Below are 26,649 nucleotides of genomic sequence, written 5' to 3' on the forward strand. Positions count from 1 at the left end.
GAGCAGGCCGTTGGCGGGATCACTGACGCCCCGGGAAGGGGTGCTCGCGGGGATCCTGACCGCCACGGCCGGCTTCGTGGACGGCGTGGCCTTCATCCACCTCGGCGGGTACTTCGTGTCGTTCATGTCCGGGAACTCGACCCGTGCAGGCGCCGACATCGCCCAGGGGGACCCGCTGGCCTGGGCGAAGGCCATGGGGCTCGTCGCGTTCTTCGTGGCCGGTGTGGTGGTGTCCTCCCTGGCCGTGCACCTGCGCTCCTCGAGAGGCGCCCGGCCGGAGCACGCCGGGCCCCGGTCGACCGCCGTCTGGGTGTCCATGGGGTTCCTGCTGCTCGCGGCCCTGATGTCCCTGGTCCCGGTGCTGCGGGTGGCCGTCCCTCCCGCGGTGGCTGCCGGCATGGGTGCCGTCAACGGAACCTTCACCCGGGGCGGCGAGGTGACGGTGGGACTGACCTATATGACGGGGACCCTGGTGAAGACCGGGCAGCACCTGGCGCTGGCCCTGACCGGGGGCAACCGGGTCGTCTGGCTGCGGTTCCTGGCCCTGTGGGCGGCGATCGCCCTCGGTTCCGCCATCGGTGCCTTCGCCTATCTCGCCTGGGGGCTGGGAGCCCTGTGGGTCGCCGTGGTCCTGCTGGCCGGGATCGCCGCGATGCTCGACCTCCGCCGGCACAGCGGCGCGGTGGACTAGGTTCGAGGTCATGATCAAGTACCTGGGCTCCAAGCGGGTCCTGGTGCCGGTCCTGGGGGCCATGGCGGAAGCGGCCGGGGCGCGCACCGCCGTCGACCTGTTCTCCGGGACCACCCGGGTGGCCCAGGAGTTCAAGCGGCGCGGCATCCACACCACGGCCGCGGACCGGGCCACCTACACCGGTGTGCTCGCCGACTGTTACATCGCCACCGACGCGCGGACCGTGGACCGCGAGCACCTCGCCGCGGTCCTCGCGGACCTCCAGGCCACGCCGCCGGCGCGCGGGTACGTCACCGAGACCTTCTGCGAGCAGGCGAGGTACTTCCAGCCCAAGAACGGGATGCGCATCGACGCGATCCGGCAGCGGATCGAGGACGAGCACGCGGGCACGGAGCTGTACCCCGTCCTGCTGACCTCGCTCCTGGAGGCCGCCGACCGGGTGGACTCCACCACCGGGATCCAGATGGCCTACCTGAAGGACTGGGCCCCCCGATCGGTCCGGGACCTGGAGCTGAGGGTGCCGGTGCTGCTGGACGGGCCCGGGGCGTCGGTCACCGGGGACGTGATGCAGACCGTGGACGCCCTGCCGGCGGTGGACCTCTGCTACGTGGACCCGCCCTACAACCAGCATCGCTACTTCGCGAACTACCACGTGTGGGAGACCCTGGTCCGCTGGGACGCCCCGGACCACTACGGGGTGGCCTGCAAGCGGGTGGACGTGCGCGAGGACGAGACCCGCAGCGTGTTCAACTCCCGGCGCACCATGCCGGCCGCGCTCGCGGACGTGCTGTCCCGGATCCGGGCGGAGACGGTGATCCTGTCCTACAACGACGAGTCCTGGATCACCGCCGGGCAGATGGCGGACATGCTCCGGGACGCCGGGCACGAGGCGGTCGAGGTCTTCGCCTTCGACTCGAAGCGGTACGTGGGGGCCCAGATCGGCATCCACAGCCCGGCGGGGAAGAAGGTGGGCGCGGTGTCCCACCTGCGCAACACGGAGTACGTGTTCGTGGCCGGCGGGGCACAGGCCGTCCGGGATGTCGCGGCCTCGCTCGCGGGCGGGGCCGACGGCCGGGGTTCCCGGGTTCTGGACCGCAGGGCGGCCGCCCTCGGTACGCTGTCCACAGACCTGTAGCGGCACCCGCCAGTTGAAGGGGCCGGCGCCGACGTCGAAAGGACGCCATGACCGAGAGATACCTGTCCATCCCCCTGGAACTGCGGTGGTCCGACCAGGACCTGATGGGGCACGTTAACAACGCCAAGATCGTGACGCTGGCCGAGGAAGCGCGAATTCGTTTTCAGATCCAGGTGGAACGGCTCGATGCCGTGGCGGAGCCCGAGAGCGTGGGTGGCCGGGTCGTCGCCCGGCAGGTCATCGACTACCACCGGCCGGTGCGCTACGGTCAGCTGCTCGAAATGCGCGTGGGGGTGCTCCGCGTGGGCACCAGCTCCTTCACCCTGCGCCACCAGGGGGTCCAGGACGGCCGCCCGGTGTTCACCGTGGATGCCGTGGTGGTCGTGGTCTCCGCGGACGGTTCCTCCCGCCCACTGACCGATGCCGAGCGCGCCGGACTCGAGGACTGGCGGTGGCCCGAGGACGCCGGGGCCGGGACCGAGGAGCCCCGGGCCCGTCCGTCCGCGACGGTGGCCTCCGGTGCGGGCGCGGGGACGGGAGCGGAATCGTGAGTACTGCCGCAACACCCAGCGGCGGACCCGGCCGCCCGGGCCGTTCCACTCCCGCCCCCACCGCCGCCTCCGGCTCGGCTGGCTTCCTGGGCACGCGGACCGGCCAGACCACGACGGCGGTGGTCATCGTGATCGCCATCCTCAGCGCCTTCGTCGGTTCCGGCGCGGTCGGGGGAACCCCGATCACGGAGGCCGCCGACGGCTGGCTGACCGCGGACAGCACCTGGATCGCCCCGGCCGGGCCCGCCTTCTCGATCTGGTCGGTCATCTACACCGGTCTCGTGGGCTACGGGATCTGGCAGTTCTTCCCGGCTGCGGACGCCGCCCGTCACCACGCCGCACGGCCGTGGATCCTCGCGGGGGTCGTCCTGAACTCGGCCTGGATCTGGGTCGTCCAGGCCGACTGGCTGGCCGTCAGCGTGCTGGTGATCGTCCTGCTGCTGGCGTGCCTGTGCCGGGTCCTCGTGATCCTGGAGTCCGCACGGTACCGCGAGCCCGCCCCGCCGGCGACGGCGACCGGCACCGGAGCGCCTGCGGCCCCGTCCCGGGGGGTCGCCGCCCGCTGGACCGAGAGGATCCTGCTCGATGGCGTCCAGGGGCTGTACCTGGGCTGGGTCACGGTGGCGACCCTGGCCAACATCGCGGCATGGCTGGCATCCCTCGGCTGGACCGGCGCGCCGCTGGGGCCCGTGGTCTGGGCGACCGTCCTGGTGGTGGTCGCCACGCTGATCGCCACGGCCACGGCGCTGTACGATGGCGGCCGGTTCGCCCCGGCACTGGCGACCGCCTGGGGGCTGGCCTGGATCGCCGTCGGACGTTCAGACGGCTCGGGGTTGCAGTCCGCGTCGCTGGCCCTCACCGCCGCGGGCGCCGCTGTCCTGGTCGTGCTGGCCACCATCGCCGCCTGGCTGATGTCCCGCAGATCCGTCACCGGGGAGGCGCGTGACCTGATCGCCGATGCCCTGGACGGGGACGGCGATCCGATCGACGGGCGCTGAGCTCCTGACCTGCAGGGCAGGTCGGGAGTATTCTCCGAGCATCCACCGTGCCGGAGCAGGAGGCCCCCATGAGTACCGAACCACGCACCCCTGGTGACCCGGACGAGGCCCCGGCGGGAGCCCCGTCCCAGGAGTCCGCGGAGCAGACCCGAGCAGCTGCCGAGGAGGCCCGGGAGGCCGCTGAGGAGGCGCGTGCCGCTGCCGAGGAGGCCCGGGAGGCCGCCGAGGAGGCCAAGAGACGCCACGATGCCGACGACGCCCGGGCTGACGAATGGGAGGAGGAGTCCTTTCCCGCCTCCGACCCCCCCGCCAATTACTGACCACAGGCGCAGGGCCCCGGAGACCAGGCAATGGTCTCCGGGGCCCTGCTCGTCGAGGCGGCGTGCCGCTCAGTAGTTGGCCGGCGGATCGGAGGCCGGGAAGGTGTCCTCGACCTGCTCGTCCAGCTCCTCCTCGGTCTCCGGGCCGCGCGAGGACTTCTCGTTCTCGCTGAACTGGGTCTGCGGCTCGTCGAGGCGGTCCTCGTCCGGGACCTCCGGGTTGACGGGATCAGTGCTCATCATGTCCTCCTGAAAATACGTCGGGCTTCCAGTCTGAACCCTAGCGGTGCTCAGCACGGGCGTGACCACCCTACAGAGGGCCGGCGCTCATTCCGCGTCTTGTCCTGTACGGATGCCGGTGCGCACGGTGGATCGTTCCTTGGTTCCGCCCATGCCATGCCCGCCCGGAACGTCCATCTCCACCGATAAGCCGCGTAGGCGGGGAGGTGTGGACATGGTCGCATGCGTGACCTACTGTTCGACATATTCATTCGCATCATTCTTCTGGATAGGGATCGCCGGGGCGGCACAGCGAACATTGAGTTCAGCGCGTTCAGCGCACTGCGTCGTACAGCAGGCGGTGATCAGGAGACCTGCATGCTCGCACCTCGGGAGACGACCATGACTGATACCCACGAGACGACCATGACCGACCGTCTGGCGATCGAGAAGCTGCTCAATACCTACTCCCTGGCCTATGACAGCCGGGACCTGGAGACGATGGAATCCTGTTTCACCGCCGACGCCGTCTTCAGCATGCGGATCGCTGGGCAGGAGCCCGTGTCCTTCGAGGGCCGGGACAGCATCATGAAGCTGATGACCGACTCGATGGCGGTGCAGACCGACCAGCGTCGCCACATCAACTCCAACCTCCTGGTGTCCGAGGAGGACGGGGTGGTCCGCACGACGAGCTACCTCACGCTGGTCGCCACGGAGGGTGACCAGATCCGGTTGCTCAGTGCCGGGGTGTACCGGAACGAGATCGTCGAGGACGGTGGAGCCCTGCGGCTCCGCAGGCTCCACCTGGACCTGGACAAGGCCTACTGAGCCACGCCGGAATCCCAGGAGAGGAGACCGTAGTGACCAACCAAGGACTGATCCCGGCCAAGTGGGCGGCGCTGACGCCTGACGCGCAGGCCGTGTATGACGTGCCCCATGACCGCAGGATCAACTGGGCCGACCTGGACTCGATGGTGCGGCGGCTGGCGAATGGACTACTCGGGTTGGGGTTGCAGCCCGGGGACCGGGTGGCCATGCTCTCCAAGAACAGCGTCGAGTACCAGGCCCTGTACTTCGCGGCCGGTCGTGCCGGCCTGGTGACACAGCCGCTGAACTGGCGGTTGGCCTCGGCTGCCCTCGCGGAGATCGTGCAGGACGCATCCCCGAAGGCAGTCATTGTCTCCGATGAGTTCCTTGACGTGTCCCGTGACCTGCAGCGAACCCTTGACATCTCGCACTGGTTCGAGTTCGGAGCCGGGGGCGACGGGAGCCTTGAACGCCTGGTCGAGGGTTCCTCCGACGACGAGCCGGAGATCACCTCCCGGGTCGGTGAGGACGATCCCTTCTTCATCCTCTACACCGGGGGTACGACGGGGAAGTCCAAGGGCGCCCTGCATACCCATCGCAGCGCGGCGGCCGGGATGTTGAACCAGACCGTGGCGGAGCGGATCGTCCCGAGTGATGTCTACATGCTCACGGGGCAGATGTACCACATCCCCATCATCCTCTCGATGAATTACATGAAGCACGGATGCCCCCTGGTCCTGGTGAACTTCGAGGCGCAGCAGGCGCTGGAGATCATCGAGGCGGAGAACGTGTCGGCGTTCTTGGGGATCACCACGATGCTCAACTGGATGATGGCTGTGGAGGGATTCGGGCAGTACGACCTCAGCAGCCTCCGCAACATCCAGTACGGTGGCGGGCCGATGCCGTCGTCGATCGTCCGCCAGGCCCTGGACTCGTTCCCCTGCACCCTGATCCAGGGATACGGGCAGACCGAGGGGACCACGATGTGCTTCCTCTCGCAGGAGGACCACGCGAATGCCGTCGCGGGGATACATCCGGAGCGACTGCGCTCCTGTGGCCGCGAGGGCTTCCTGACCTCTGTCCGGATCGTGGACGACCAGGGCCGCGAAGTGCCACGGGACGGCAAGACTCCGGGCGAGATCGTCGTCCGGTCGCAGGCGAACATGGTCGGCTACCTGAACCAACCCGAACTGACCGCCCAGACCCTGCGCGATGGGTGGATGTGGACCGGGGACGTGGCCACCTGGGACCAGGACCGATACGTCTACATCGTCGACCGCGCCAAGGACATGATCATCTCCGGGGGCGAGAACATCTTCAGCGTCCAGGTCGAGGAGGCGATCGCCAGCCATCCCGCTGTCCTGGAGTGCGCCGTCATCGGCGTTCCGGATGAGGAATGGGGCGAGTCGGCCAAGGGGTTCGTCGTGCTCAAGCCCGGGCAGCAGGCGACCGAACAGGAGATCATCGACCAGGCCAAGACCCAGCTGGCCAGCTACCAGAAACCCCGTTCGGTGGAGTTCGTGCCGCAGTTGCCCAAGGCGCCCACGGGCAAGATCCTGAAGCGGGATCTCCGGGCGCCCTACTGGGAGGAGCTGGAACGGCGTGTCTGAGACGGCTCCCGCGCACCTGGCGCTCGTCGGACGCGCGTTCCCCGGAGGCCAGTACACCCTCGAGCCGTGGCGGGCCTGGCTGCTCACGGACGCGCTAGGGGATGACACGGGGGACACCCAGCCCCACCCGGTCATGGCGTGGATGGCCGCCGTCGGGGGCATGGGCATCACGTGGGACGAGTTGTTCGCCTGGTTCGATGCCACGGCGGACGACGGGCCCATGCTCGGTGAACACCAGACCACCCTGCACGCGCCGCTGCGATCCGGGGTGACGTACCGCGTGAGCGGGAAGGTCACCTCGGTGGACCGCAAGACGGGCCGCCGGGCCGGCACCTTTGACATCGTCGGCTACGAGCTGTATCTCCATGACGGACAGGAACACGTGGCCACCTGCTGGAACTCGCTGGTGCTGCCGAGGAGGCTCGCGACATGAACGTCACCGTGGGGAGTCCGCTGCCCGTCCACGAGGTGCGCGTGGACCCCGGGCCCATGAAGACCATGGCGGCACTGCTCGGTGATCCCAATCCGATCCACTGGGACACCCGAGCCGTCGCCGAACTGGGCCTGGGCGAGCGTCCGGTGAACCAGGGGCCGCTCAACATGGGGTACCTCATGACGATGCTGGCGCGCTGGGCCGGGGGCCGCGATCGGGTCCTCGACTTCCGGGTGCGGTTCCTCGGGAACGTTCTCGCCGGAGATCGGGTCCGCGCCGAAGGCACCGTGACGGGACTGCGCGTCACGGGTGCAGGCCGGATCGCCGACTGCGAGGTGGTCCTGAAGGTCATCGGCGGGGACACGGTCCTGGCCGGGACGGCCAGTGTCCTGGTCGAGCCCCTGGGCCCGGGCGACCACACCATGACGCCAGAAGCGGTCCACCAGACAGGGAGAGAACGATGACGATGACGGATACCAGCTCACGGCTGGACTTCCAACTGTCCTACGGCGACTGCGATGCCGTGGGCATCGCCTACTTCGCCATCTACTACCGCTGGATGGAACGTGCCTACACCTCATGGCTCTATGCCCAGGGCATCCGCAGTGGTGAGATGCAGGAGCAACTCGGTGTGGTCACGGTGGGCATCAGCTCAGGCGCCCGTTACCTGTCCACCGCGCAGGTCTTCGACCATCTCACGTGCCAAGTGGTGCTCGACCGGCTGGGCGAGTCCTCGTATCGGGTCGGGTACGAGTTCATCCGGGACGGAGAACTGGTCACCCGCGGCCAGATGAGCTACGCCTGCCGAGACGCCACGGACTTCTCCAAGACGCCCCTTCCGGGCCGGTTGCGCGAGACACTCAATCTGCTGCCCGCCCCGTCGTTCGACATCGACCTGGGAGGCTGAGGTGGAAGCAGAGAGCCCCTTGGCCGCGCTGATCGGCCGGCAGAGTCGAGTGCCCGATGTCGTCGACACGGAGTCCCTGCGCGAGGTGGTCCGCGGCTTGCTGGATCGCGAGGCGATCCGCGACCTGGTGATGCTCTACGCCCGGGCCGTGGACGATCACGACATCGATGCCGTCGTCGGTACCTTCACCACCGACGGGGTCTTCGACCGGCGGGGTGACGAGGCGGTCGGACACGAGGAGATCCGCGCAGCCTTCCTGTCCGCCATGCATACCTACCAGGCGATGCTGCATACCCCCGAGGCCCATGTCGTCACGCTCACGGGCCCGGAGGAGGCGGTCGGCTGGGCGAGTGGCCACGCCGAGCTGGTGACGCGGCGGACGACCATCATCGCCGCCTATCGCTACGACGACGCCTACGTCCGTGAGGACGGGCGCTGGCGGTTCTCCCGTCGTCGGGTGCAGTTCATGTACGCCGTCCCGGCCGACGAACACGGTCCCGGGCTGGTCGGTCCGGACCGCATGCGGTGGCCCGGCCTGGAGCCCGCTCCCGCGGATTACCCGGAGGGCATCGAAACCTGGGCCGCGTCCCGGCGATGACCCGGCCGGCGGCGATCCGCTCGGGGGTGACCCGCCCGGACTGGCAACCCACGCAGCCTGTTCGAAGGCGAGGTTCCAGTCCTCACCCCCGCATGGGGCCTCACTGCATATTGTCTAGGCGCTCACCACTTCCTTCTGGCCGCGCCACGCGAGCTGCCCGCCGTCGGCCAGCCAGACGGCACCGGTCACGAATGAGGACAGGGGACTGGCAAGGAACATCGTGACGTTGGCGATGTCCTGCGGCTGGCCCAAGCGACCGGCCAGGTGGCTGGCCGCCATGTGGCGGGCAGCGAGCTCGGGGTCGCCCTGCGCCTCCAGGTAGTCCTTCGTCATCTGGGTCTCCGTGGTTGCCGGGCAGATCGCATTCACCCGGATCGCGTCGTCGGACAGCTCGAGCGCGAGGTTCTTCGTCAGCAGGGCGACCGCCCCCTTGGAGGCACCGTAGGCGAGGGTGTGCGGAAAGGCGGAGATGGATCCCACCGAGCCGACGTTGACGATGGCGGCACGGTCGCTCTTCTTGAGGTGCGGGTAGGCGGCACGGCACAGCAGGAACATCGCCTTGACATTAATGTCGAAGACGCGGTCCCAAACCTCGATCGGCAGCTCGTCGATGGCCAGCTTGTCGGTCAGCATCGCATCGGCCACGCCGGCGTTGTTGAACAGGACGTCGATGCCTCCGAAGACCTCGACGGTCTCGGCGACGAGCCGTTCGATGGCCAGGGGATCGGTCAGGTCGCACTCCACGTAGACCGCCTCACCGCCCGCCGACGTCAAGTCCGAGACCGTCGCCTCGGCAGCAGTGCTGTTGATATCTGCGATGACGACACGGCACCCTGCCTCGATGGCGAGCCTGGCCGTGGTCGCTCCGATGCCGCCTGCCCCTCCGGTGATGATCATGACCGCGCCATCAAGCTGATAGTCCATGAAACGCTCCCTTGCCCCGTGCCAGTTGATGCGACGAACGTAACAAATACGTGCGAATGATGGCAATCATTCACGGCCGCTGCGCCAGGCGGTCGCGCGTCATCTGGGCTCCGCGGTCGCCGGGCGCCCGCATTCACCCGGGTCGCGTCATCCGAGAGCTTGAGCGTGAGGTTCCTCCCCAGCAGGAGCCCGGCGCCCTTGGAGACCGGAGCCCAGAGCGTGGGACAGTCGAGCGAGGGGGACACGCACAGGGGTGTCCCCCTCGCCGAGCGTGGAGGTCAGTCGAAGGTGATGACCGCTCGGGCCACCTTGCCGCCCTCGAGCTCCTTGTACGCCTCGTTGATCTCCTCGAGCCTGATGCGCTTCGAGACGAGGTCGTCCAGGTTCAGGCGTCCCTGGACGTAGAGGTCGGCGTACATCGGGATGTCGATCTGCGGATTGGTGGATCCCATGAAGACGCCCTTGACGGACTTCCGCTTCATGAGGACGTCGTGGTAGAGCGCCAGGTCGAGCGTGCTTTCCGGCTGCTGCATGCCCACCACGTAGGCGGTGCCGTCCATCCCGAGGATCTCGAAAGCCTGCCTCATGGTCGCCAGCACGCCGATCATCTCGAAGGCGTGGTGCACCCCGTAGCCACCGGTGATCTCCATGACCCGCTCGATGACGTCATCGTCCTTCGGGTTGATGGTGTCGGTTGCGCCGAACTTCCGGGCCAGCTCGAGCTTTTCGGGCTGTAGGTCGATGGCGATGATCCGGCGGGCTCCGGCGATCTTGGCGCCCTGCACGCCGTTGAGGCCCACGCCGCCGCAACCGAAGACCGCCACGTAGTCGCCGGGGCGGACACCCGCGGTATTGATGGCGGTGCCGATGCCCGTGACCACGCCGCAGCCGAGGAGGCAGGCTCGGTCGAAGGGAATCTCCTTGTTGATCTTGACGAGGTTGTTCTCGTGCGAAAGCGCCTGTTCGGCGAACCCTGCCAGACCCATGAACTGGGTAATCGGACTACCGTCCTCGGCGGCAATCCTCTGGGTGTCGTCCGCGTCGCGGGCGGTGGAGGTGTTCTGGTTGAGGCAACGGAACGGGGCGCCCTTCATGCACTCGCCGCAGCTCCCGCAGAAGCTGACCAGGGATCCGGTCACATGGTCGCCCACAGCCAGGCCAGTGACGTCCGGTCCGACCTCGCGGACGATTCCGGCGATCTCGTGCCCGAGGACGGTCGGCATGGGAAAGCCGAAGTCGTGAGAGCGGATGTGCTCGTCGGAGTGGCAGAGGCCGCTGGCCTTGATGTCGACCAGGACCTCCTGTCCCTTAGGGGCATCGAGCTTGACGTCGCGGATCTCGTACTTGCCGCCGACTCTGTCCAGGACTGCAGCCTTCATGGATTCTCCTAGCGGGAGGGAAATGAAATGGGAGGGTTTCACGATTGATCGGCCTTCACGAATGTGGGCCACATCACAATGCATTCTATTGCGTTTGAATCGTCGGGCAAGGGATGGGCCACCTCGGCTTCTTATTGCCGAGCGCACTGCGAGGGATGCATCGTTTCACGGTGTCGTCGACCCCGAAGGACATCTCCGACGATCCCGCCGGAGAGGGGCTTGGGATTCGAGTGCCCGCGGCCAGCGGCACCTGGCACCTCGTGTCGATGAAATGTCCCTGGGGAGTCCGTGGGCTGGTCGCATGATGGAGGTGACCAGCCCGCAGCTCTCGGGCCCGGTGCGCTGGGGGCCGTCCGAGCCCCTCAGGCCTCCCATCGCCGGAAGAGGGCGGCGATGGCCTGCCCTCCACCGATACACAAGGTCGCGATGCCGTACTCCAGCCCTCGGCGTTGCAGGTCCTTCGCGACGCGCAGGGCAAGGATGGCGCCAGTGGCGCCGATCGGATGTCCCATGGCGATGGCTCCGCCATACGGATTCGTGCTGTCGGGATCCAGCCCGGCGTCGCGGATGACGGCCAGGGCTTGGGCGGCGAACGCCTCGTTGAGTTCGACGATCCCGACGTCGGCGGGCTTCAACCCGGTCTCGGCGAAGAGTTTCTGCAGGGCCAGGGTCGGGGCGTACCCCATGAGCGCAGGGTCCAGTCCCGCCACCGTGACGTGTTCGAGCGTGGCCATGGCGGATAATCCGCGGTCCCGGAGGGTGGATTCTCGCATGAGCACCATGGCCGCGGCGCCGTCGTTGATGCCGGAGGAATTGCCGGCGGTGACCGTTCCGTCCTTGCTGAACGCCGGGCGAAGGGCCTGCAGGCTCTCGAGGGTGGTGTCGGCGCGGGGGTGTTCGTCCTCGGTGACCGTCACAGGCCGCTTGCCCGGGACCTCCACAGGGACGATCTCCTCGGCGAACGCCTGTCGGGCGGCGGCGGTTGCCGCTCGACGCTGGCTCTCGAACGCGAAGTCATCCTGGTCGGCGCGGCTGATGCCGTACTTGTCGGCCACGTTCTCCGCGGTGACCCCCATGTGCTTGTTGCTGAAGGGGTCGGTCAGCATCGCCAGGGTCCCGTCGAGTGTCGTGCGGTTGCCCAGCCGCGCATTGGCGCGTGCCTCGTAGTCCAGGAACGGCATCCGGGACATCGATTCATCACCGCCAGCGACGGCGACGTCGGTGGCACCCCACTGTAATTGCTGGGCAGCCGACCAGAGTGCCTGGAGCCCGCTGCCGCAGAGACGGTTCACCGTCATCGCGGTGCTGTCGGGCTGGATCCCGGCGGCCAGTGCGACGCGTCGTGCGTTGTAGGCGTCCGCCCCCACTTGGCCCACGCAGCCCATCGTGACCTCGCCGACATCCGCGGCCTGGACGCCACTGCGTGACAGTGCCGCCGTCGTCGCGATGGCTCCCAATTCGTGCGCCGGTACGGCCTTCAGGCTTCCGCCGAACCGGCCCACCGGGGTCCGGGCGCCGTCGACGATGACGATCTTCTCCTGCTTCTTGTGCTGCATCATTTCTCGTTTCCGTTCTCTCTCCAGTCCGAACCTCGGTTGCGTCACCGGGTAGGTGGCGGGCCAGCCGTCAGCCGGCGACCTCACGTCCCAGCAGCTGCCTGGCGATGATCCACTTCTGGATCTCGTTGGCACCCTCGTAGATCTCCGTCACCTTGCTGTCCCGGTATATGGCCTCGACCGGTCCGGTCGTTCCGTCCGCTCCCAGTTCCTGCGTGTAACCCATCCCGCCGAAGAGCTGGACGGCTTCACGGGCGATGTCGACGGCCAGGGACGTGCCGGCCACCTTGGCCATGGCCGCCTCCGGTTCCGGGACCGTGACGCCCTCGTCCATCCGGAGGGCGGCCTTGATGTACAGGGATCGAGCGGACTCCAGCTGGATGGCCCGTTCGGCCATCAGGAACTGCCAGTGCTGTAACCGGCCGAGGGGGGCCCCGAACGCCTCTCTGGTGCTCAGGCGCTCGGTCATGTGATCGAACGCTGCCTGCGCCATCCCGACGCCGGCGGCGGAGATGGCGATGCGCCCGTACGTCAGCATCGACAGGGCGATCTTCAGGCCACCACCCTCAGTGCCGAGCAGGGCGTGGTCCGGCAGGTCGACGTCATCCAGGATCACGTCTGCCGTGAGCTGGCCCTTGTTGCCGATCTTGCGGTCCGCACGCCCCACGGTGACCCCCGTAGTGGTGGCCGGCACGATGAACATGGACAGCCGGTCCGCGGTCCTGGCCAGCACGAGGATGATGTCCGCGACCGGGGCGTTGGTGATCCAGCGCTTCCGGCCCTGGAGTCGCCAGCCGGAGGAGGTCCGAGTGGCGACGGTCTGGACGGACTGTGGACTGAGGTCGCTCGAGGAGCCCGGTTCACTGGTGGCGAAGGCGCCGATGAGTTCACCGCGGACCAAGGGCCGGAGCCATTCGTCCTGCTGCCGGGATGTGCCCTGCGTGAGTGCGGTCCCGGCCAGGACGCAGTGGACGTCGTAGATCGCGGCGACGGAATTCGAGTGATAGGCCATCTCTTCGATGGCGGCCACGGTGGCCGACGCCGGTCGCTGCAGTCCCAGCCCTCCCGCCTCGGCCCGGAAGGCGATACGGAACAGCTCCTCCTGGGCCATCGCCTCGAACACGTCCGTGGGGAACCCGTCCTCGACCTCGTCGCCGGTGGCGATCCGGTGGGCGGCGGGTGCGATGACCGAGTCGGCGAAACGACGGACCCGGCTCCGGATCTCCATGGTCTCGTCGCTGGACAGCAGGTCGTGGTACAGGCGGTCGGCCTGACGGGCGGGGACGTGGACTGCGCTGGCGGTGGTGCTGGTCATGTCATCTCCAGGGATGGGTGGTCGTGGTCTGCCGAGACGGGGGCGTCACCTGGCGGTGTAGCCGGCATCGGCGTGGATGGTGCTTCCGGTGACGTAGGAGGAGCAGTCGGAGGCGAGCCAGAGCGACGCCTGGGCCACCTCTTCGGCCGTGCCGATCCGGTGCAGCAGGCTCAGGTCCGGGGCGACGTCGGCCTCCGCCTGGCCGCGGCGGGCGAGGGCCGCCCGCAGCATGGGGGTGTCCATGGCGCCCGGGGCCACGCAGTTCACCCGGATGCCCCGGGCCCCGTTCTCCATCGCTGCCACCTTCGTGAGCCCGACGATCCCGTGCTTGGCGGCCACATAGGCGGCGGAACGTGGCCGGCCACGGAACCCTCGCACGGACGAGATATTGACGACGGAACCTCCCTGGCCCTGGCGTATCAGCTGCCTCAGTTCGTACTTCAGGGACAGTGCAACGCCTCGGAGATTGACGTCCATGAGGCGATCCCAGTCGTCCACGTCGAGCTCGTCGAGCGGCCGCAGGTCGGGGGTCACCGCGGCGTTGTTCACGGCGATGTCCAGCCGGCCGAAGCCCTCGACGACCGCCTCAACCATCGACTCGACGTCCTCCGGCCGGGACACGTCCGTCCGGACGAACAGGGCGGTCCCTCCGGAGGCCTCGATGTGGGCCACGACCCGCTCTCCCGACCCCACGTCGACGTCGGCGACGGCCACGCTGGCGCCGGACGCGGCGAAGAGCCGTGCCGTGGCCTCGCCCAGGCCCGCTCCGCCGCCCGTCACGAGGGCCACCTTGTCCTGGAGCACGGGATGCGTCGTCATTGCCACTCGATTCCACGGTCACCGCTCAGCGGAACGCCGGCAGGACCTGGTCCTTGAACAGTTCCAGGGTGCGGAGCACCTGTTCCTGGCCCAGCTCGTACCACTGCATGCGCAGCACGATGTAGGTCAGGCCCTGGGCCTCCAGCTCCTTCAGCGAGGCGATGACGGACGCCGGGTCGGCGAACAGGTAGGAGGCGTCCGCGGTCTGGGTCGCTGCCTGGTCGGAGGCCAGGTGGGCGTAGTTGCCGGTCTGGTCCGGGGCGTTGTAGCGGGCGTATTTCCGGCTCAGCGCGTTGCGGGCACCGAGGCCGATCTCCCGGGCACGGTCGGCATCGGGGTCCAGGACCAGCTCGCGGCGGACCACGAACTCCGCGGCCGGACCGAGGCCGAGACGATCGCGCTCGGCCCGGTAGTGCCCCAGGACTGTCTCGAGCTTCTCAGGGGAGGCGTGCGGAGGCACGATCCAGGCGTCACCGAGCCGGGCCGCGCGTTCTGCGCCCTTGCGGTGAGCGCCCGCACCGATCCAGATCTGTGGGCCACCGGGTTGGACCGGGACCAGGCTGATCCGCTCGTCCTCGACCTGGAAGTGGTGGCCGGCGAAGCTCGTCGGTTCTCCTCTCCAGAGCTGGCGGACCAGCTGGATGCTCTCCTCGAATCGCCCGATGCGCTCCTCCATCGGCACCCCGAAGGCCTTGAATTCGTTCTCCCGGTAGCCCATGCCGAACCCGGCGATCACGTTGCCGTTGGTGAGGTGGTCCAGGGTGGAGAATTCCTCGGCCACCCCTACAGGGTGGCGCAGCGGCAGGATGTACATGTTCGTGCCGAGCTTCATGTCGCCGGCGTCCTGTGCCAGGGCGGACAGCAGGTGCACGGGTTGCAGGGTCGGCATGGCGCCGAGGTAGTGCTGCAGCACCCAGAGTGAGTCGATCCCGGCGTCACGTGCGGCGCGGACCTGTTCGCGCAGCATGGAGACGCGGCTGGCGGGCACCACGTGCGCCGGGAAGTCATTCATCAGGGCAAGGCCGAACTTCAGGGCCATGGGATCACTCCTTGTGGAACGGGTCGAGGACGAGGGCGGCGTCGACGATGGAGGCGCCGCCTCCCGGTGTGCAGGAGACGACGACGGGGTTCAGATCGGCCTGCGTGATCCAGTCGGCACCGGCGAACAGGACGGAGAAGTCCACGATGAGCTGGGTCAGGGCCTCACGGTCATGGGTGGTTCCGCGATGGCCGCGCAGTACGCGGTCGATGGCGAGCCCGTCGAGCGCGGCACCGGCCTCCTCGGCCGAGACGGGGCACTGGCGGAACGCCACGTCATCGAGCAGCTCCGCGAGCACCCCTCCGGCCCCGACCATGATCAGGGGGCCGAACCGCGGGTCGCGTACGCCGCCGATGATCACCTCGAGGCCCCGGTGAAGCTCGGAGAGCAGCACGCCCTCGGGGTTCAGTTGGTTCTCGTCGACGATGCCCGTGAAATCGTGGATCGCCTGTTCGAGTTCAGCCTGATCGCGCAGGCCGACCCGGACCAGACCCAGGTCGGACTTGTGGATGACGCCGGTGCAGAGTTGCTTGGCGACCAGCGGAAAGCCGATCTGCTGGGCCTTCTCGACGGCGTCGGCCGGGTCCATGGACAGGACCTCCCGGGCGACGGGCAGCCCGTGCTGCCGCAGGAACTCCTTGGCCTCATGCTCACCGGGCTCGTTCGCCAGCCCTGCCGGGCGGGAGACCGACAGCACCTCCGGGCGGGCGGTGTCCTCCACCACGGTGCCCCGCAGGACGGACCAGCGGTGCAGGCCGGCCAGGGCGGTCAGCGCCGCGTCGACCGAACCGAAGGCCGGCGCCCCGCCGGCCCGCATGATCTGCTCACTGCGGCCTGTCAGGTTCTCGGCCGTCCAGGCCGAGACCACCGTGGGCTTGGTGCTGGCTTTCGCCGCGGAGATGAATCCGGGCAGCAGTCGCTCGGCGTCGTGGGCCCCCCAGGTGGGGATGGCGTACAGCACCATGTCGAACTCGTCGGCGCGCTCGAGCTCGCCCAGGACGGTGCCGAGGAACTCGGAGTTGCCGATCACCTGGCCGGTGAGGTCGAAGGGGTTGCTGGGTGTCCCGAAACGCATGTCCCGGGACAGCGCCTCGACGGTGCCGGCGGACAGGGGCGCAACGTCGAGTCCGAGCTCGCTGGCCCGGTCGGCGGCGTAGCTGCACTCGCCGCCGGACGGTGAGACGATGAGAAGGCGGCCTGACGCCGGCGGGTCCATGCGCGACATCAGTCCGGCGGTGTCGATGAGGGCGTCCACGGAGTCGACCTCGAGGACACCGAGCTGGGCCATGACATCGCGGAAGACCGCGTAGGAGCCGGCCAGCGCGCCGGTGTGGCTGAGCGAGCTGCGCTGCCCGGCGTCCGAACGGCCGACCTTCAGGACCAGGACGGGCTTGCCCGCCCGATGGGCCTTGGCCACGGCGGCCCGGAACGCCGAGACGTCGCGTAGGTCTTCGACGAACAGGGCGATCACCCGGGTGGGTCCGTCATCGGCCAGCGCCTCGACGAGTTCGGCGACATCGATGTCCCCCTCGTTGCCGACACTGACGAACCCGCGCACGCCGATGCCGCGTCCCTGGGCACGGTTGAACAGGTTCACGGCCATTCCGCCGCTCTGGCTGACGATGCTGATGCCACCGGGGGTGTGGGCGTCGGTGATGTTGAGCGTCGGACAGGGCACCACGTTGTCCACGACGCTGACGGCACCGATGCAGTTCGGCCCGATCAGCCGGCTGCCCCCTGCCCGGGCCACGTGGACGAGATCCTGCTGGGCTTCCCTGCCGGCCGGACCGTCCTCGGCGAAGCCGGCCGAGCACACGGTGATGACCTTGACCCCGGCCTCCACGCAGTCGCGGACGGCCTGCTGCACCAGATCACTGCGCACCAGGATCATCGCGGCATCCACCGGCCGGCCGATGTGGCGCACCGTGGGATAGCACGTCAGGCCGTTGATCTCGGTGTGCCGCGGGTTGACCGGGTAGACCGCCCCTGCATAACCGGTCCGCAGAAGATTGGTCAGGCTGCGGGACGAGTAACCGTCCGGGTTGGCAGAGGCTCCGACCAAGGCGATGGAGCGAGGGGCGAACACCGCGCCGAGGTCCACGGACGGACCTTCCGGGGCGATGCCGCTGGCGGTTCCATCGGGGGACTCGACAGTGATCGATACGGGGGTGCTCATGGCCTGCTCCCGGGGGCGGTGAGCACGGCCGTCGCCGACGACGTCCGGCCCTGCTCCTGCAGGATCTTGGCCAGCGCATAGGCCTGACGGGTGGCGAAGACAAGTCGGCGCGGTGCGTAGGCGTCCCCGAGCAGGTGGACGTCACCGTGCAGCTCGCGCAACTCCTCGAACAGCCCGCTCTCGGAGACACCGCCACAGGCCAGGACCACGGAGTCGACGCCCGTCAGGCGGTCCTCGACGCCGGAGTAGACGTTGCGTGTGGTGGCGGACCCGCCGCCGACCGCGACGACCTCCTCCATGCAGCGGATCGTAACCCCTTGCGCGCTGAGCCGACCCAGGATCCCGCCGATGATGTAGCGACCCAGCAACTGGCCCGGGCCGTTCGTGCCGTAGACCACCGTGACGTCATGCCCCCGGGAGCTCAGGTGGTCGGCCACGGCGAGGGGCGGCATGTGGTCGTCCTGGGCCACGACGACGACCCGGCGGCCGGGGACGGCGGCGCCCGAGAGCACGTCCCTGATCTCAAGCACGTCCTGGCCCTCGACGCCCGCAATGTCCGGACGGCGCGCCGAGGCGCCCGTGGCGACGGCGACCGTGTCGGCGTTCTCGGCAAGCACCCCTTCCACCGTGGCGGTGTGGTCGAGGCGGACCCGGACCCCGGCCTCTGCCAGGCGCCTCCGCTGCCATTCGAGGTACTGGTCGAACCGCTCATGACAGGGCGCGGCAGCGGCGATCCTCAACTGGCCGCCCAGGGCGTCCGCGGCCTCCCACAACTCGACCCGGTGACCGCTCTCGGCCGCGAGGGCGGCCAGTTCCATGCCGGCCGGGCCGCCACCGACCACGAGCAGGCGCCGCGGGGCGGCGGCTCGCTGCCAGGGCCCCTCCAGTTCCTGGCTCGTGTGGGGGTTGACCGCGCATCCGAACGGCAACCCGTCCACGTAGCGGCGGCTGATGCACTCATTGCCGCCGACGCACGGACGGATCGCCTCGGTGCGTCCCTGGGCCGCCTTGGTGAGCAGTTGACCGTCGGCGATGTGCGCCCGGGCCATGCCGACGACGTCGGCCTCGCCGGCAGCCAGGATCCGTTCCGCGATCTCCGGGGAGCTGACGAGCCCGGTATGGACGATGGGCAGGCGGACCGTGCGCTTGAGTTCGCCCGACAGGCCCGCCCATTGGCCGGCGTCGTAGAAGTGGGGCTGGATGTAGCTGGGGTTGCCCCATGGCGTGCCGACGACCGCATGGATGAAGTCGATGAGTCCTGTGGACTCGAGGTAGGCGGCGATCTCGCGACCGCCTGTGGCGTCGTAACCACCGGGGACGTCCTCCACGAGGTTGAGCCGCACGCCCACGGCCATCGAGTCGCCCACGGCGTCGCGGATGGCGGTCAGTACCTCGACGACGAACCGGGCCCGGTTCTCCAGGGAGCCGCCGTAGGCGTCCTGGCGCTGGTTCGTCAGCGGGGAGAGGAACCACTGGAGCATGTCGTCGTGGTTGGCATGGAGTTCGATGCCGTCCAGTCCGGCACGTCGGGCCTGTTCCGCCGAGAACCGGTACTCCTCGACGAACCACGCGATCTCACGGGTTGTCAGCACGTGCGGCAGGGCGTTGCCGACCGGTGCGCTGAGCCGGGCGGACGGCGCGTGGGGGAATCCGCCGATCATGGTCATCTGGCAGGTGACCACGGCGCCGGCCGCGTGCAGGGTGTCCGTGACCCAGCGGACTCGGTCCACGAAGTAGGGCAGCCGGAAGTATCCCTTGGTCTCGGCGCTGATGCCCGATGGCTCGAAACCGGGGATGAACTGGTTCTGGATCCTTCCGGTGACCCCGCCGATCCACGCCACACCGGCCTTGGCCCGGGACTCGAGGTAGGCGATGGTCCGGGCGGCGTCCCTGTCGTCCGCGCTCCAGAGGTTGCCGATCGCCGAGTTGTGCGGAGGCATCATGACGCGATTGCGAAGGCGCATCGGTCCCAGCATCGTGCTGGTGAACAGGTGCGGGAACGCATGTCCCGGCACGCTTTCCAATTCGTGCTCATGATCCATATAATTAAGGTAGTTCTCCGGTGGGAACGGGTCAAGGCGAATGGCGCCGGGTCGTGGCTCCGCGGTGTGCGGTCGGCCGCCGACACCCACGCGTGCCCGCCGGGTGCATAGAGTCGTCCTGGCCGGTGAGGCGGTGAACGGCCATCGGCTTCGGGGCGAGAACCTAAGAGTTGGGAGTGGACATGTCTTCAGTTGGTGTGACTGTCGAGCAGGAGGCCGGGGTCGTCCGGATCCGGCTCGAGCGCCCGGAACGGCGCAATGCCTACGACATCGAGATGGCCCGGGCCATGATCGACGGCCTCCAGGCCGCCTCGCGCGCTGAGGCCGTGGTGATCACCGGCAGTGGCGGGTCGTTCTGCGCGGGAGGTGCCCTGGGGCAGCTCAGCGATCCCGACCCGGAGGAACTCCGCGACCTGTTCACCACATCGTTGCGACTGGTCGACGCCATCCGCGCCTGTCCTCGCCCCGTCATCGCCGCCGTCGACGGCCCTGCTGCCGGTGGCGGGAACGAGCTGGTCATCGCCTGCGACTTCGCGATCGCGACCAGCCGCTCGACGTTCGGCCAGACCGGTCCCAAGGTCGGCTCGGCCCCGGTGCTTGGAGCCACTAATCTCGCCTCCGTCCAGATCGGTGAGAAGCGGGCCAAGGAGATGTCCTTGATGTGCCGTCGCTACAGCGCGGAGCAGGCCCTGGCGATGGGCCTGATCAACGAGGTGGTGGCCGATGGCCAGCTTGATGAGGCGGTGAACCGCTGGCTCGCTGAGATCCACCAGCTCAGCCCGCGATACCTGGAGATCGCCAAGGTGAGCTCGAACCTGTGGTGGAACGCCTCGAAGGACAACATGCAGGCGGGCCTGGAGACGCTCATCCAGGCCATCGGGAGCGATGACATGCGAGAGGGGAGTCGGGCCTTCATGGAGAAGCGCAAGCCCAGGTTCCGGGACACGCCTCGGCCGGCGTCCTCGTGACCAGGGCAGGCACCCTGACCTGAGGCTGGCCGGCTGAGGGAAGGGGGCTTCTCGTTCGCCGGCCTATCTAGTATAATGAATAAGACAGACATAACGATTGTCGGCCCGAGCGGATCCTGCTGCAGAGCGCAGCGACGCTCCGGCTACGTGAACGAATTCAATGCAATTGGAGGTGGGGGCCGTGACGGTTTCCGTTGTTGATGAGCATGCTGAGATCCGGGACCTGGCCGCCCAAGTGGCCCGAGAGGTCTACGCGCCGATGGCCGAGGAGCTGGATGTCACCAGGACCCCGATCTCCCTGGCCGAGCGGAAACGCCTGGGCGACCTGGGCTTTCTGGGGATCGCGCACTCGGAGAAGTACGGCGGCGCCGGGGCCCCGCTGTCGCAGGCGCTCGCCGTGATCGAGGAGTTCGCCAAGGTCTGCCGGCCGGCTGCGTTCCAGATCTTCGAGTCGAACACGGGGCCCGCCCAGGTCATCCATCACCTGGGCACGGAGGAGCAGCGTGAGCGGCTCCTGCCAGACATCATCACCGGTGACAAGACCATGGCCGTGGCCATTTCCGAGCCCGACGCTGGCTCCGCGGCGACCGACGCCCGGACGACGGCCCGCCCCGTGGGCGACGGCTATGTGGTGAACGGGAACAAGCGTTGGATCTCCAACGGCGGCGAGGCCGATCACTACCTGGTGTACGCGCGCCTCTCGGACGCTCCCGGGGCGAAGGGGATCGGGGCCATCGTCGTCGACAAGACGATGCCGGGGGTCAGCTTCGGGGCCTCCGAGCGGCTCATGGGCTTCCGCGGGATCCCGTCCGCGGACGTCATCTTCGATGACGTGTTGGTCCCGAAGGAGAACGTCGTCGTCCCCGCGGGTGAGTTCAGCTCGCTGTTCGGGGCCTTCTCGATCGAGCGCATGGGGAATGCGACCATGTCGCTCGCCATCGGCCAGGCAGCGCTGGACAAGACGCTGTCGTACGTGCAGGAGCGGCAGCAGTTCGGCAAGGACCTCATCGAGTTCCAGTCGATGCAGATGATGGTGGCGGACATGGTGCTGCAGGTCGAGGCTGCACGGTTGCTCGTCGAGCGGGCAGCCGGCAGCGTGAAGGACGGCATCCCGAACCCGCTGCAGGTCTCCTTGGCCAAGTGCACCGCCAACGAGATGGCGAAGAAGGTCACCGACCTGGCCATCCAGGCGCACGGCGGCAATGGGTACACCGAGGAGTACGGCCTGGAGCGGCTGCACCGCGACGCCCACGGCTGGGCGATCGCCGGCGGCACCCCCTCGATGCAGCGTATCCGCATCGTCTCCGAGGTCCTCGGGCGTCGATTCGACCAGCGCGGCTGACGGTTCCGTCCGGGGCGTGAGCCCCGGACGGAGCCCGGTCCTCAGGGGCCGTATCTTCTGTATCAAGACGTAGGCGAGATTCGATGAGCGGGAAAGCGGGATGTGCAGTGAGCGTTGACCTTCAAGACGTGACCGGTGTGGAGTCGGTCGGCGGGCTGTTCGACCTGAGCGGGGCCCACCAAGAGATCCAGCGGCGTGCACGGGCGCTCGCTGCCGACATGGAGGCGGTGGCACACGAGGCGGACGAGTACACCGAGCTCTACGAGCCGATGCGTGCCGCGCTCGCAGCCTCCGGGCTGGCCGGTCACGTGGTTCCGGCGGCGTACGGCGGTCACTCGGAGCAGCTTGACCCCCTGGCCATCTCGCTGATCCGCGAGGCGCTGATGTACACGTCGGCCCACCTGGACTCGCTCTTCGGCATGCAGGGAATCGGCTCGTACACGCTGACCGTCGGTGGGGCCGAGGACCTCAAGCAGCACTGGTTGCCGAAGGTCGTCTCGATGCAGGCCATCGCCGCCATCGCCCTGACCGAGCCTGACGTCGGTTCGGACCTTCGGGCCATCACCACCACCATCGAGGAGGTCGAGGGCGGGCTGCGGATCCGCGGCCGAAAGTCCTTCATCACCAACGGCGGGGCCGCCTCCTTCTACTGTGTCCTGGGCCGTGAGGGCGAGGGTTACTCGATGGCCCTGGTCCCGGCGGACGCGGTGGGCCTGACGGCTCGCCCGGGTGACGACCTGATCGCCCCGCACATCCTCGGTGAACTCGAGTTCGACGACGTCGTGGTCCCGGCCGACCATCGCCTGGGCGTGACCGGCAAGGCGTTCTCCCTCATGCTCCAGGCCCTCGCGGTGTTCCGTGCCTCGGTGGCCGGTTCCGCCGTGGGCCTGGCGCAGGCGGCCCTCGACGAGGCCGTCGCCCACGCCAAGACGCGGGAGCAGTTCGGCGCCCCGCTGTTCGAGCTCGGCGCCGTGTCCCAGTCGCTGGCCCTGTCCTGGGTCGAGGTGGAGACCATCCGCTCGATGGCCTACCGGGCTGCTTCCCTGGCGACCACGGATCCCCTGGGCAACATCCACTTCTCGTCGATGGCCAAGGTCTCCGCCACTGAAACGGCCGGCCGCATCGTCGACCGGTCCGTCCAGGTCATGGGGCGGTTCGGCCTGGTGCGCGGGTCGAAGATCGAAAGGCTCTATCGCAATGCGCGTCCGGCGCGCATCTACGAAGGCTCCACTGAGGTCCTGCTGGATTCCATCGCCCGCCGGCTGAAGAAGGAGAACCGGTGAATCCCGAGTTCATCATCGACGCCCACACCCATGTCTGGCCGGACAAGATCGCCGGCCTCGCCCTGAACTCCAACCCGGTCCCTGGCCTTGAACCGCGTGGCGATGGCACCGTCTCCGGACTGGACGCGGCCATGGACGCCCACGGCGTCACCTCCAGTTGCTGTCTGGGCATCGCCAACGAAGCCCGCCACGTGGACTCCGTCAACCGGTTCGTGGCCGGCCTGGCGAATGACCGCAGGCATCCGGTGGGCACCGTCCACGTCGGCCTGTCGGTCGAGGAGAACATGGCGAGCCTGCGGCGCCACGGCATCAAGACCGTTAAGTTGCATCCGCTGTTCCAGAACTTCGCGCTGAACGACCCGCGGTTGTGGGAGATCCTGGACGCCTTCGGGTCCGAGATCTCGGTGATCACCCATGTCGGCGAGGGGGGTGACGCACGGACCAATGCGCTGTCGAGTCCGAAGATGATCGCCGATATCGCCCGGCAGTTCCCTGCCCTGACGCTGATGGCATGTCACTTCGGGGGGTACAAGATCCTGGACGACGCCGAGGAGATGCTCTCCGGCGCCGATGTCATCCTGGAGACCTCGTGGCCGCCTACCCTGACCGCCCTCGCGCCCGACCGGGTGCGGCGCCTGATCCGCAACCACGGCGCAGAACGGATCATCTTCGGGTCTGACTGGCCCATGACGAATCCAGGGGAGGAGATCGCGGCGATCCACGCGCTCGGCCTCACAGATGACGAGACCCGGATGGTGCTCGGCACCAATCTTGCCCGGCTGCTCCAGTTGTCGAACGGCTGAGCCTACTCCGGTGCGCGGGAGCACGGCGATTCGCCGTGCTCCCGCTTCGTCCGCCCGGTGGCGGAAGGGTGTGTTGCCGAGGAAATCGGCAAGGGAGGAAAGGTCGTGTTGACATGGGCACCATCGGGGAGGACGACCTCGAAGACCTGCGTGGCGCACGGCTCGGCAGGGACGACCAGGCCGAGCTGATCGAGGCGCAGACGGAATGCACCTTTGTCTTCACCACTGAGCACGGATGGCCCGGCGGCGTCGTCATGACGTACATAGAGCTGGAGGGGTGTTTCTGGCTCACGGCGGTCGACGGCCGCGGGCACGTGCGCGGTATCGAGAGCGATCCGCGCGCGAGCCTGGTGATCTCCAATGCGGGGACGGGACTGAGTGGGCGGCGAATGATCTCCTTCCGCGGCACGACCATCGTCCATCGAGATCCGGGCACCAAGGCGAGGATCCTCCGAAGGTTTGCGCAGCGCCATCAGCCGGGGAATCCCGAGGCCTTCGTCCGCCTCCTGGACAGTCCGCGGCGGGTCGTGTTCCAGTTCCAGCCGACGGCTGTGGCGGTAAGTCACGACTCGACCAGGATGGCGGGCGACGGCCGGGGCGGCGGAGCGGCTCAGGAGTGAAGGCATGCGTTCCGGCTGCGCCCCGCCGGTGCCGGCCCTGAGCCCACGGTGTCGGCCTTGAGCCTTCGCTGCTGGAACGCGACCCCAGGCCGAGGTGCTCGCTACCCGGACCTGCCGCGCACGGTCGGCCCGCACTGGTGGGGACCTGCCGGACGTGGCGACGACCTGTTGCGTGCGCCCCCGGCACTCCCACAGGAGCTGTGATCGAGCTCACGAAAACCCTTGACTTATCTCTGATAATCATATCGACTATGACTAGTGGTTGATCGACGAACGAGGAGCTGTGATGGTCGAGGATGCGCGGACTGTGCCCGTGGAGGACGCCGAGCCGGTCGTTGTGGTGGGGGCCGGGCTGTCCGGCCTGGCCACCGCCCTGGGCGTGGCCCTGCGCGGTGGGAAGGCGATCGTCTTGGAGGCCGCCGACCTGGTCGGCGGTGCCGCCGCGTACTCCGGCGGGCAGGTCTGGTCCGGAGCCAATCACGTAGCGGCCGGAATGGGCATCGAGGACTCCTTCGAGCTCACCGAGCGGTACATCCGGGATGTCGCCTCCCACGATGCCCCCGAGGTGCTTGACGAAGCGGCGCTGAAGCGCTGGATCGAGACCTCGCCGGAGGCGCTGAAGTACTGGGAGGAGGTCGGCGCGATCACGTGGACCGTCATCCCCGGACTCGCCGACTACCACAACGAGGCGGACGGGGCGCTGCCCGAGGGACGCTACCTGACCAATGCGGTCATCGACGGCAGCGTGCTGGGCGACTGGCGGGAGAAGCTGCGCTACAGCCCCTACTTCCCCGTCGGCCAGACCTATGCCGAGATGCTGGGCAAGGGCCGTCGCGCCAGCTATGTCGAGGAGGACGCACCCTCGAAACACGCACATGCCGGGTTGCCGGCGTTCGGGCTCGCCGACGGCAGCCACGGCACGGAGCGGGGCACCGGGGATGATCCGCTGACCTTCGGCACCGGCGTGGTGGCCTCGTTCCTGGCCCGGGTGATCGCCGAGCCGTCCATCGAGATCCGTCTTGAGCACCGCGCCGTCGAGCTGCTGACCGACTCCTCGGGAGCAGTGGTCGGAGTTCGTGCCGAGTCACCGGACGGAGACGTCCAGGTCGATGGGCCGGTGGTCCTGGCGACGAGCACCTACGACTGGGACCCCGAGCTGGTTCTGGAGATGCTCGGGACCGAGCCGGAGGACTTCGGCAGTGTCGCCCCCGAGACCCTGCGGGGGGACGCCATCCGCCTCGTCCGCGCCATCGGCGGCGACATCGCGAAGATCCCCGCCACGTCCGTGCCGATCCTGCCCGGATGGAAGTCGCAGGTGGGAACGGGCTACGGCTACGGACCGGAGTACGCCATGCCGCATTCGATGATCGTCGATCAGTCCGGCAACCGGTACTGCAACGATTCCTACTGGGTCGACATCGTGGCCAAGACCCTCAACCCCGAGGACCGGCACCTGCCCTTCTTCCTCGTCTGGGACGACCAGCATCGACAGAAGTACGGACTCGCCGGTACTCCTCCGGGTGGCGAGTACCCCGAGGGCTGGGTGGAGTCCGCGCCGACCCTCCGAGAACTGGGGGACAAGCTCGGCATCGACGGCGAGCAGCTGGAGCGGACCGCGGAACGCTTCAGCGAGAACGCCCGGAAGGGCGAGGACCCCGACTTCGGCCGGGGCACCGTGACCTACGTCAACAAGTTCGCCGGGGACCCGACGAACGAGCCCAGCCCGGTGCTGGGCGAGATCGCCAAGGGGCCCTTCCACGGGATCAGGCTGAAGTTCGTCGGCACCGGCATCGGTTCCAGCGGTGTGCGCATCGACGGCGACGGCCGCGTCCTCGATCAGCAGGGCGACCGGATCCGCGGGCTGTACGCCGTGGGATCAGCGGCCGGCCTGACGACCACGGGCTCCGCGTACAACAGCGGCATCGCCCTGGGGCGAGGCCTGACCCTGGCCTACCTGGTCGCGAACGAGCTGACGACGGTCGGGTCCGCTGCCGGCGTGGCGGCCGGCAGCCGTTGACCGTCCGATCCGGACAAAGCGCGCCGGGCGCGACCTGCGGCCGTAGGCCGACCACCATCCACGATTTTCATACCCATTACACGAATGGAGGGTAGGA

Annotated in this window: 26 protein-coding genes; 17 read left to right on the top strand and 9 right to left on the bottom strand. The window is 68.4% G+C overall.

Annotated elements, in window-relative coordinates; genetic code table 11:
* The first annotated feature begins 10 nt into the window (after positions 1-10).
* The 5 genes from CITRI_RS16810 (at position 11) to CITRI_RS16820 (ending at position 3,695) form a co-directional block, all read left to right on the top strand.
* Positions 11-691 carry a YoaK family protein gene (locus CITRI_RS16810; RefSeq protein WP_202798433.1) on the top strand — a complete coding sequence of 227 codons (681 nt, stop codon included), beginning with the start codon at positions 11-13 and terminating at the stop codon, positions 689-691.
* A 10-nt stretch (positions 692-701) separates the two neighbouring features.
* Complete coding sequence (locus tag CITRI_RS0107340; RefSeq protein ID WP_010144056.1) at positions 702-1,826, top strand: DNA adenine methylase; 1,125 nt, start codon at positions 702-704, stop codon at positions 1,824-1,826.
* 47 nt (positions 1,827-1,873) lie between these two features.
* Positions 1,874-2,377 carry a thioesterase family protein gene (locus CITRI_RS16815; protein ID WP_010144057.1) on the top strand — a complete coding sequence of 168 codons (504 nt, stop codon included), beginning with the start codon at positions 1,874-1,876 and terminating at the stop codon, positions 2,375-2,377.
* Complete coding sequence (locus tag CITRI_RS0107350; RefSeq protein ID WP_192807893.1) at positions 2,374-3,375, top strand: tryptophan-rich sensory protein; 1,002 nt, start codon at positions 2,374-2,376, stop codon at positions 3,373-3,375. The genes CITRI_RS16815 and CITRI_RS0107350 overlap by 4 nt, the downstream gene beginning before the upstream one ends.
* A gap of 68 nt (positions 3,376-3,443) precedes the next feature.
* Positions 3,444-3,695 (top strand): hypothetical protein, encoded by a 252-nt coding sequence (locus CITRI_RS16820; protein WP_010144060.1) that lies wholly within the window; start codon positions 3,444-3,446, stop codon positions 3,693-3,695.
* A gap of 69 nt (positions 3,696-3,764) precedes the next feature.
* Here CITRI_RS16820 and CITRI_RS19785 read toward each other — a convergent pair whose 3' ends face one another.
* Positions 3,765-3,935, bottom strand: coding sequence for a hypothetical protein (locus tag CITRI_RS19785; protein ID WP_192807894.1), 171 nt, complete (start codon positions 3,933-3,935; stop codon positions 3,765-3,767).
* Positions 3,936-4,316: 381 nt separating this feature from the next.
* Between CITRI_RS19785 and CITRI_RS0107365 the strand changes: the two genes are divergently transcribed.
* From CITRI_RS0107365 to CITRI_RS0107390, 6 genes are read left to right on the top strand one after another with little or no spacing between them, the layout of a single operon-like run.
* Positions 4,317-4,742 carry a nuclear transport factor 2 family protein gene (locus CITRI_RS0107365; RefSeq protein ID WP_202798434.1) on the top strand — a complete coding sequence of 142 codons (426 nt, stop codon included), beginning with the start codon at positions 4,317-4,319 and terminating at the stop codon, positions 4,740-4,742.
* 32 nt (positions 4,743-4,774) lie between these two features.
* Entirely contained in the window at positions 4,775-6,331 is a 1,557-nt protein-coding gene (locus tag CITRI_RS0107370; RefSeq protein WP_010144062.1) for an AMP-binding protein, read from the top strand.
* Complete coding sequence (locus CITRI_RS0107375) at positions 6,324-6,764, top strand: hypothetical protein (protein WP_010144063.1); 441 nt, start codon at positions 6,324-6,326, stop codon at positions 6,762-6,764. Before CITRI_RS0107370 ends, CITRI_RS0107375 begins: the two co-directional genes overlap by 8 nt.
* Positions 6,761-7,228, top strand: coding sequence for a MaoC family dehydratase (locus CITRI_RS0107380; RefSeq protein ID WP_010144064.1), 468 nt, complete (start codon positions 6,761-6,763; stop codon positions 7,226-7,228). The genes CITRI_RS0107375 and CITRI_RS0107380 overlap by 4 nt, the downstream gene beginning before the upstream one ends.
* Positions 7,229-7,230: 2 nt before the next feature.
* A complete protein-coding gene (locus tag CITRI_RS0107385; RefSeq protein WP_237709020.1) occupies positions 7,231-7,671 on the top strand; it encodes a thioesterase family protein in 441 nt (146 codons plus the stop codon).
* Between the two features lies 1 nt (position 7,672).
* Entirely contained in the window at positions 7,673-8,269 is a 597-nt protein-coding gene (locus CITRI_RS0107390) for a nuclear transport factor 2 family protein (RefSeq protein WP_141566008.1), read from the top strand.
* A 114-nt stretch (positions 8,270-8,383) separates the two neighbouring features.
* On the opposite strand, the gene CITRI_RS0107395 is transcribed toward CITRI_RS0107390, so the two are convergent.
* The 8 genes from CITRI_RS0107395 to CITRI_RS0107430 form a co-directional block, all read right to left on the bottom strand.
* Positions 8,384-9,193: an SDR family NAD(P)-dependent oxidoreductase gene (locus CITRI_RS0107395; protein ID WP_010144067.1), complete on the bottom strand. Its 810-nt coding sequence runs from the start codon at positions 9,191-9,193 to the stop codon at positions 8,384-8,386.
* A gap of 278 nt (positions 9,194-9,471) precedes the next feature.
* The gene (locus CITRI_RS0107400; protein ID WP_010144068.1) at positions 9,472-10,572 is read right to left on the bottom strand and encodes a zinc-binding dehydrogenase; all 1,101 of its coding nucleotides are present in this window, start codon (positions 10,570-10,572) and stop codon (positions 9,472-9,474) included.
* Positions 10,573-10,934: 362 nt separating this feature from the next.
* Positions 10,935-12,131, bottom strand: a complete 1,197-nt coding sequence (locus tag CITRI_RS0107405; RefSeq protein WP_010144069.1) for a thiolase family protein — start codon at positions 12,129-12,131, stop codon at positions 10,935-10,937.
* A gap of 67 nt (positions 12,132-12,198) precedes the next feature.
* Positions 12,199-13,443, bottom strand: coding sequence for an acyl-CoA dehydrogenase family protein (locus tag CITRI_RS0107410; protein ID WP_010144070.1), 1,245 nt, complete (start codon positions 13,441-13,443; stop codon positions 12,199-12,201).
* Between the two features lie 45 nt (positions 13,444-13,488).
* The gene (locus CITRI_RS0107415) at positions 13,489-14,262 is read right to left on the bottom strand and encodes an SDR family NAD(P)-dependent oxidoreductase (protein ID WP_010144071.1); all 774 of its coding nucleotides are present in this window, start codon (positions 14,260-14,262) and stop codon (positions 13,489-13,491) included.
* A 25-nt stretch (positions 14,263-14,287) separates the two neighbouring features.
* Positions 14,288-15,301 carry an LLM class flavin-dependent oxidoreductase gene (locus tag CITRI_RS0107420; protein ID WP_010144072.1) on the bottom strand — a complete coding sequence of 338 codons (1,014 nt, stop codon included), beginning with the start codon at positions 15,299-15,301 and terminating at the stop codon, positions 14,288-14,290.
* Between the two features lie 4 nt (positions 15,302-15,305).
* The gene (locus CITRI_RS0107425; RefSeq protein WP_010144074.1) at positions 15,306-17,477 is read right to left on the bottom strand and encodes an acetate--CoA ligase family protein; all 2,172 of its coding nucleotides are present in this window, start codon (positions 17,475-17,477) and stop codon (positions 15,306-15,308) included.
* Positions 17,474-19,519: an FAD-dependent oxidoreductase gene (locus CITRI_RS0107430; RefSeq protein WP_050813624.1), complete on the bottom strand. Its 2,046-nt coding sequence runs from the start codon at positions 19,517-19,519 to the stop codon at positions 17,474-17,476. Before CITRI_RS0107430 ends, CITRI_RS0107425 begins: the two co-directional genes overlap by 4 nt.
* Before the next feature lie 182 nt (positions 19,520-19,701).
* On the opposite strand from CITRI_RS0107430, the gene CITRI_RS0107435 reads away from it, so the two are divergent.
* The 6 genes from CITRI_RS0107435 (at position 19,702) to CITRI_RS0107460 (ending at position 26,552) form a co-directional block, all read left to right on the top strand.
* Positions 19,702-20,487: an enoyl-CoA hydratase/isomerase family protein gene (locus tag CITRI_RS0107435; RefSeq protein WP_040385993.1), complete on the top strand. Its 786-nt coding sequence runs from the start codon at positions 19,702-19,704 to the stop codon at positions 20,485-20,487.
* A gap of 181 nt (positions 20,488-20,668) precedes the next feature.
* Complete coding sequence (locus CITRI_RS0107440; protein ID WP_029139127.1) at positions 20,669-21,829, top strand: acyl-CoA dehydrogenase family protein; 1,161 nt, start codon at positions 20,669-20,671, stop codon at positions 21,827-21,829.
* A gap of 107 nt (positions 21,830-21,936) precedes the next feature.
* Positions 21,937-23,112 (top strand): acyl-CoA dehydrogenase family protein, encoded by a 1,176-nt coding sequence (locus tag CITRI_RS0107445; protein ID WP_202798435.1) that lies wholly within the window; start codon positions 21,937-21,939, stop codon positions 23,110-23,112.
* A complete protein-coding gene (locus tag CITRI_RS0107450; protein WP_010144079.1) occupies positions 23,109-23,915 on the top strand; it encodes an amidohydrolase family protein in 807 nt (268 codons plus the stop codon). Before CITRI_RS0107445 ends, CITRI_RS0107450 begins: the two co-directional genes overlap by 4 nt.
* A gap of 113 nt (positions 23,916-24,028) precedes the next feature.
* Complete coding sequence (locus CITRI_RS0107455; protein ID WP_010144080.1) at positions 24,029-24,535, top strand: hypothetical protein; 507 nt, start codon at positions 24,029-24,031, stop codon at positions 24,533-24,535.
* A gap of 286 nt (positions 24,536-24,821) precedes the next feature.
* Positions 24,822-26,552: an FAD-dependent oxidoreductase gene (locus CITRI_RS0107460; protein ID WP_010144081.1), complete on the top strand. Its 1,731-nt coding sequence runs from the start codon at positions 24,822-24,824 to the stop codon at positions 26,550-26,552.
* Positions 26,553-26,649 lie beyond the last annotated feature (97 nt).

The sequence above is a fragment of the Citricoccus sp. CH26A genome (assembly GCF_000224415.1).
Taxonomy (GTDB): Bacteria; Actinomycetota; Actinomycetes; order Actinomycetales; family Micrococcaceae; genus Citricoccus.

Bases quoted from the DNA above. Each gene is read 5' to 3' on its own strand.
- CITRI_RS0107340 (WP_010144056.1), top strand. From the start codon at position 702: ATGATCAAGTACCTGGGCTCCAAGCGGGTCCTGGTGCCGGTCCTGGGG.
- CITRI_RS16815 (WP_010144057.1), top strand. From the start codon at position 1,874: ATGACCGAGAGATACCTGTCCATCCCCCTGGAACTGCGGTGGTCCGAC.
- CITRI_RS16820 (WP_010144060.1), top strand. From the start codon at position 3,444: ATGAGTACCGAACCACGCACCCCTGGTGACCCGGACGAGGCCCCGGCG.
- CITRI_RS19785 (WP_192807894.1), bottom strand. From the start codon at position 3,935: ATGAGCACTGATCCCGTCAACCCGGAGGTCCCGGACGAGGACCGCCTC.
- CITRI_RS0107365 (WP_202798434.1), top strand. From the start codon at position 4,317: ATGACTGATACCCACGAGACGACCATGACCGACCGTCTGGCGATCGAG.
- CITRI_RS0107380 (WP_010144064.1), top strand. From the start codon at position 6,761: ATGAACGTCACCGTGGGGAGTCCGCTGCCCGTCCACGAGGTGCGCGTG.
- CITRI_RS0107385 (WP_237709020.1), top strand. From the start codon at position 7,231: ATGACGGATACCAGCTCACGGCTGGACTTCCAACTGTCCTACGGCGAC.
- CITRI_RS0107395 (WP_010144067.1), bottom strand. From the start codon at position 9,193: ATGGACTATCAGCTTGATGGCGCGGTCATGATCATCACCGGAGGGGCA.
- CITRI_RS0107400 (WP_010144068.1), bottom strand. From the start codon at position 10,572: ATGAAGGCTGCAGTCCTGGACAGAGTCGGCGGCAAGTACGAGATCCGC.
- CITRI_RS0107405 (WP_010144069.1), bottom strand. From the start codon at position 12,131: ATGATGCAGCACAAGAAGCAGGAGAAGATCGTCATCGTCGACGGCGCC.
- CITRI_RS0107410 (WP_010144070.1), bottom strand. From the start codon at position 13,443: ATGACCAGCACCACCGCCAGCGCAGTCCACGTCCCCGCCCGTCAGGCC.
- CITRI_RS0107415 (WP_010144071.1), bottom strand. From the start codon at position 14,262: ATGACGACGCATCCCGTGCTCCAGGACAAGGTGGCCCTCGTGACGGGC.
- CITRI_RS0107420 (WP_010144072.1), bottom strand. From the start codon at position 15,301: ATGGCCCTGAAGTTCGGCCTTGCCCTGATGAATGACTTCCCGGCGCAC.
- CITRI_RS0107425 (WP_010144074.1), bottom strand. From the start codon at position 17,477: ATGAGCACCCCCGTATCGATCACTGTCGAGTCCCCCGATGGAACCGCC.
- CITRI_RS0107430 (WP_050813624.1), bottom strand. From the start codon at position 19,519: ATGGATCATGAGCACGAATTGGAAAGCGTGCCGGGACATGCGTTCCCG.
- CITRI_RS0107435 (WP_040385993.1), top strand. From the start codon at position 19,702: ATGTCTTCAGTTGGTGTGACTGTCGAGCAGGAGGCCGGGGTCGTCCGG.
- CITRI_RS0107455 (WP_010144080.1), top strand. From the start codon at position 24,029: ATGGGCACCATCGGGGAGGACGACCTCGAAGACCTGCGTGGCGCACGG.
- CITRI_RS0107460 (WP_010144081.1), top strand. From the start codon at position 24,822: ATGGTCGAGGATGCGCGGACTGTGCCCGTGGAGGACGCCGAGCCGGTC.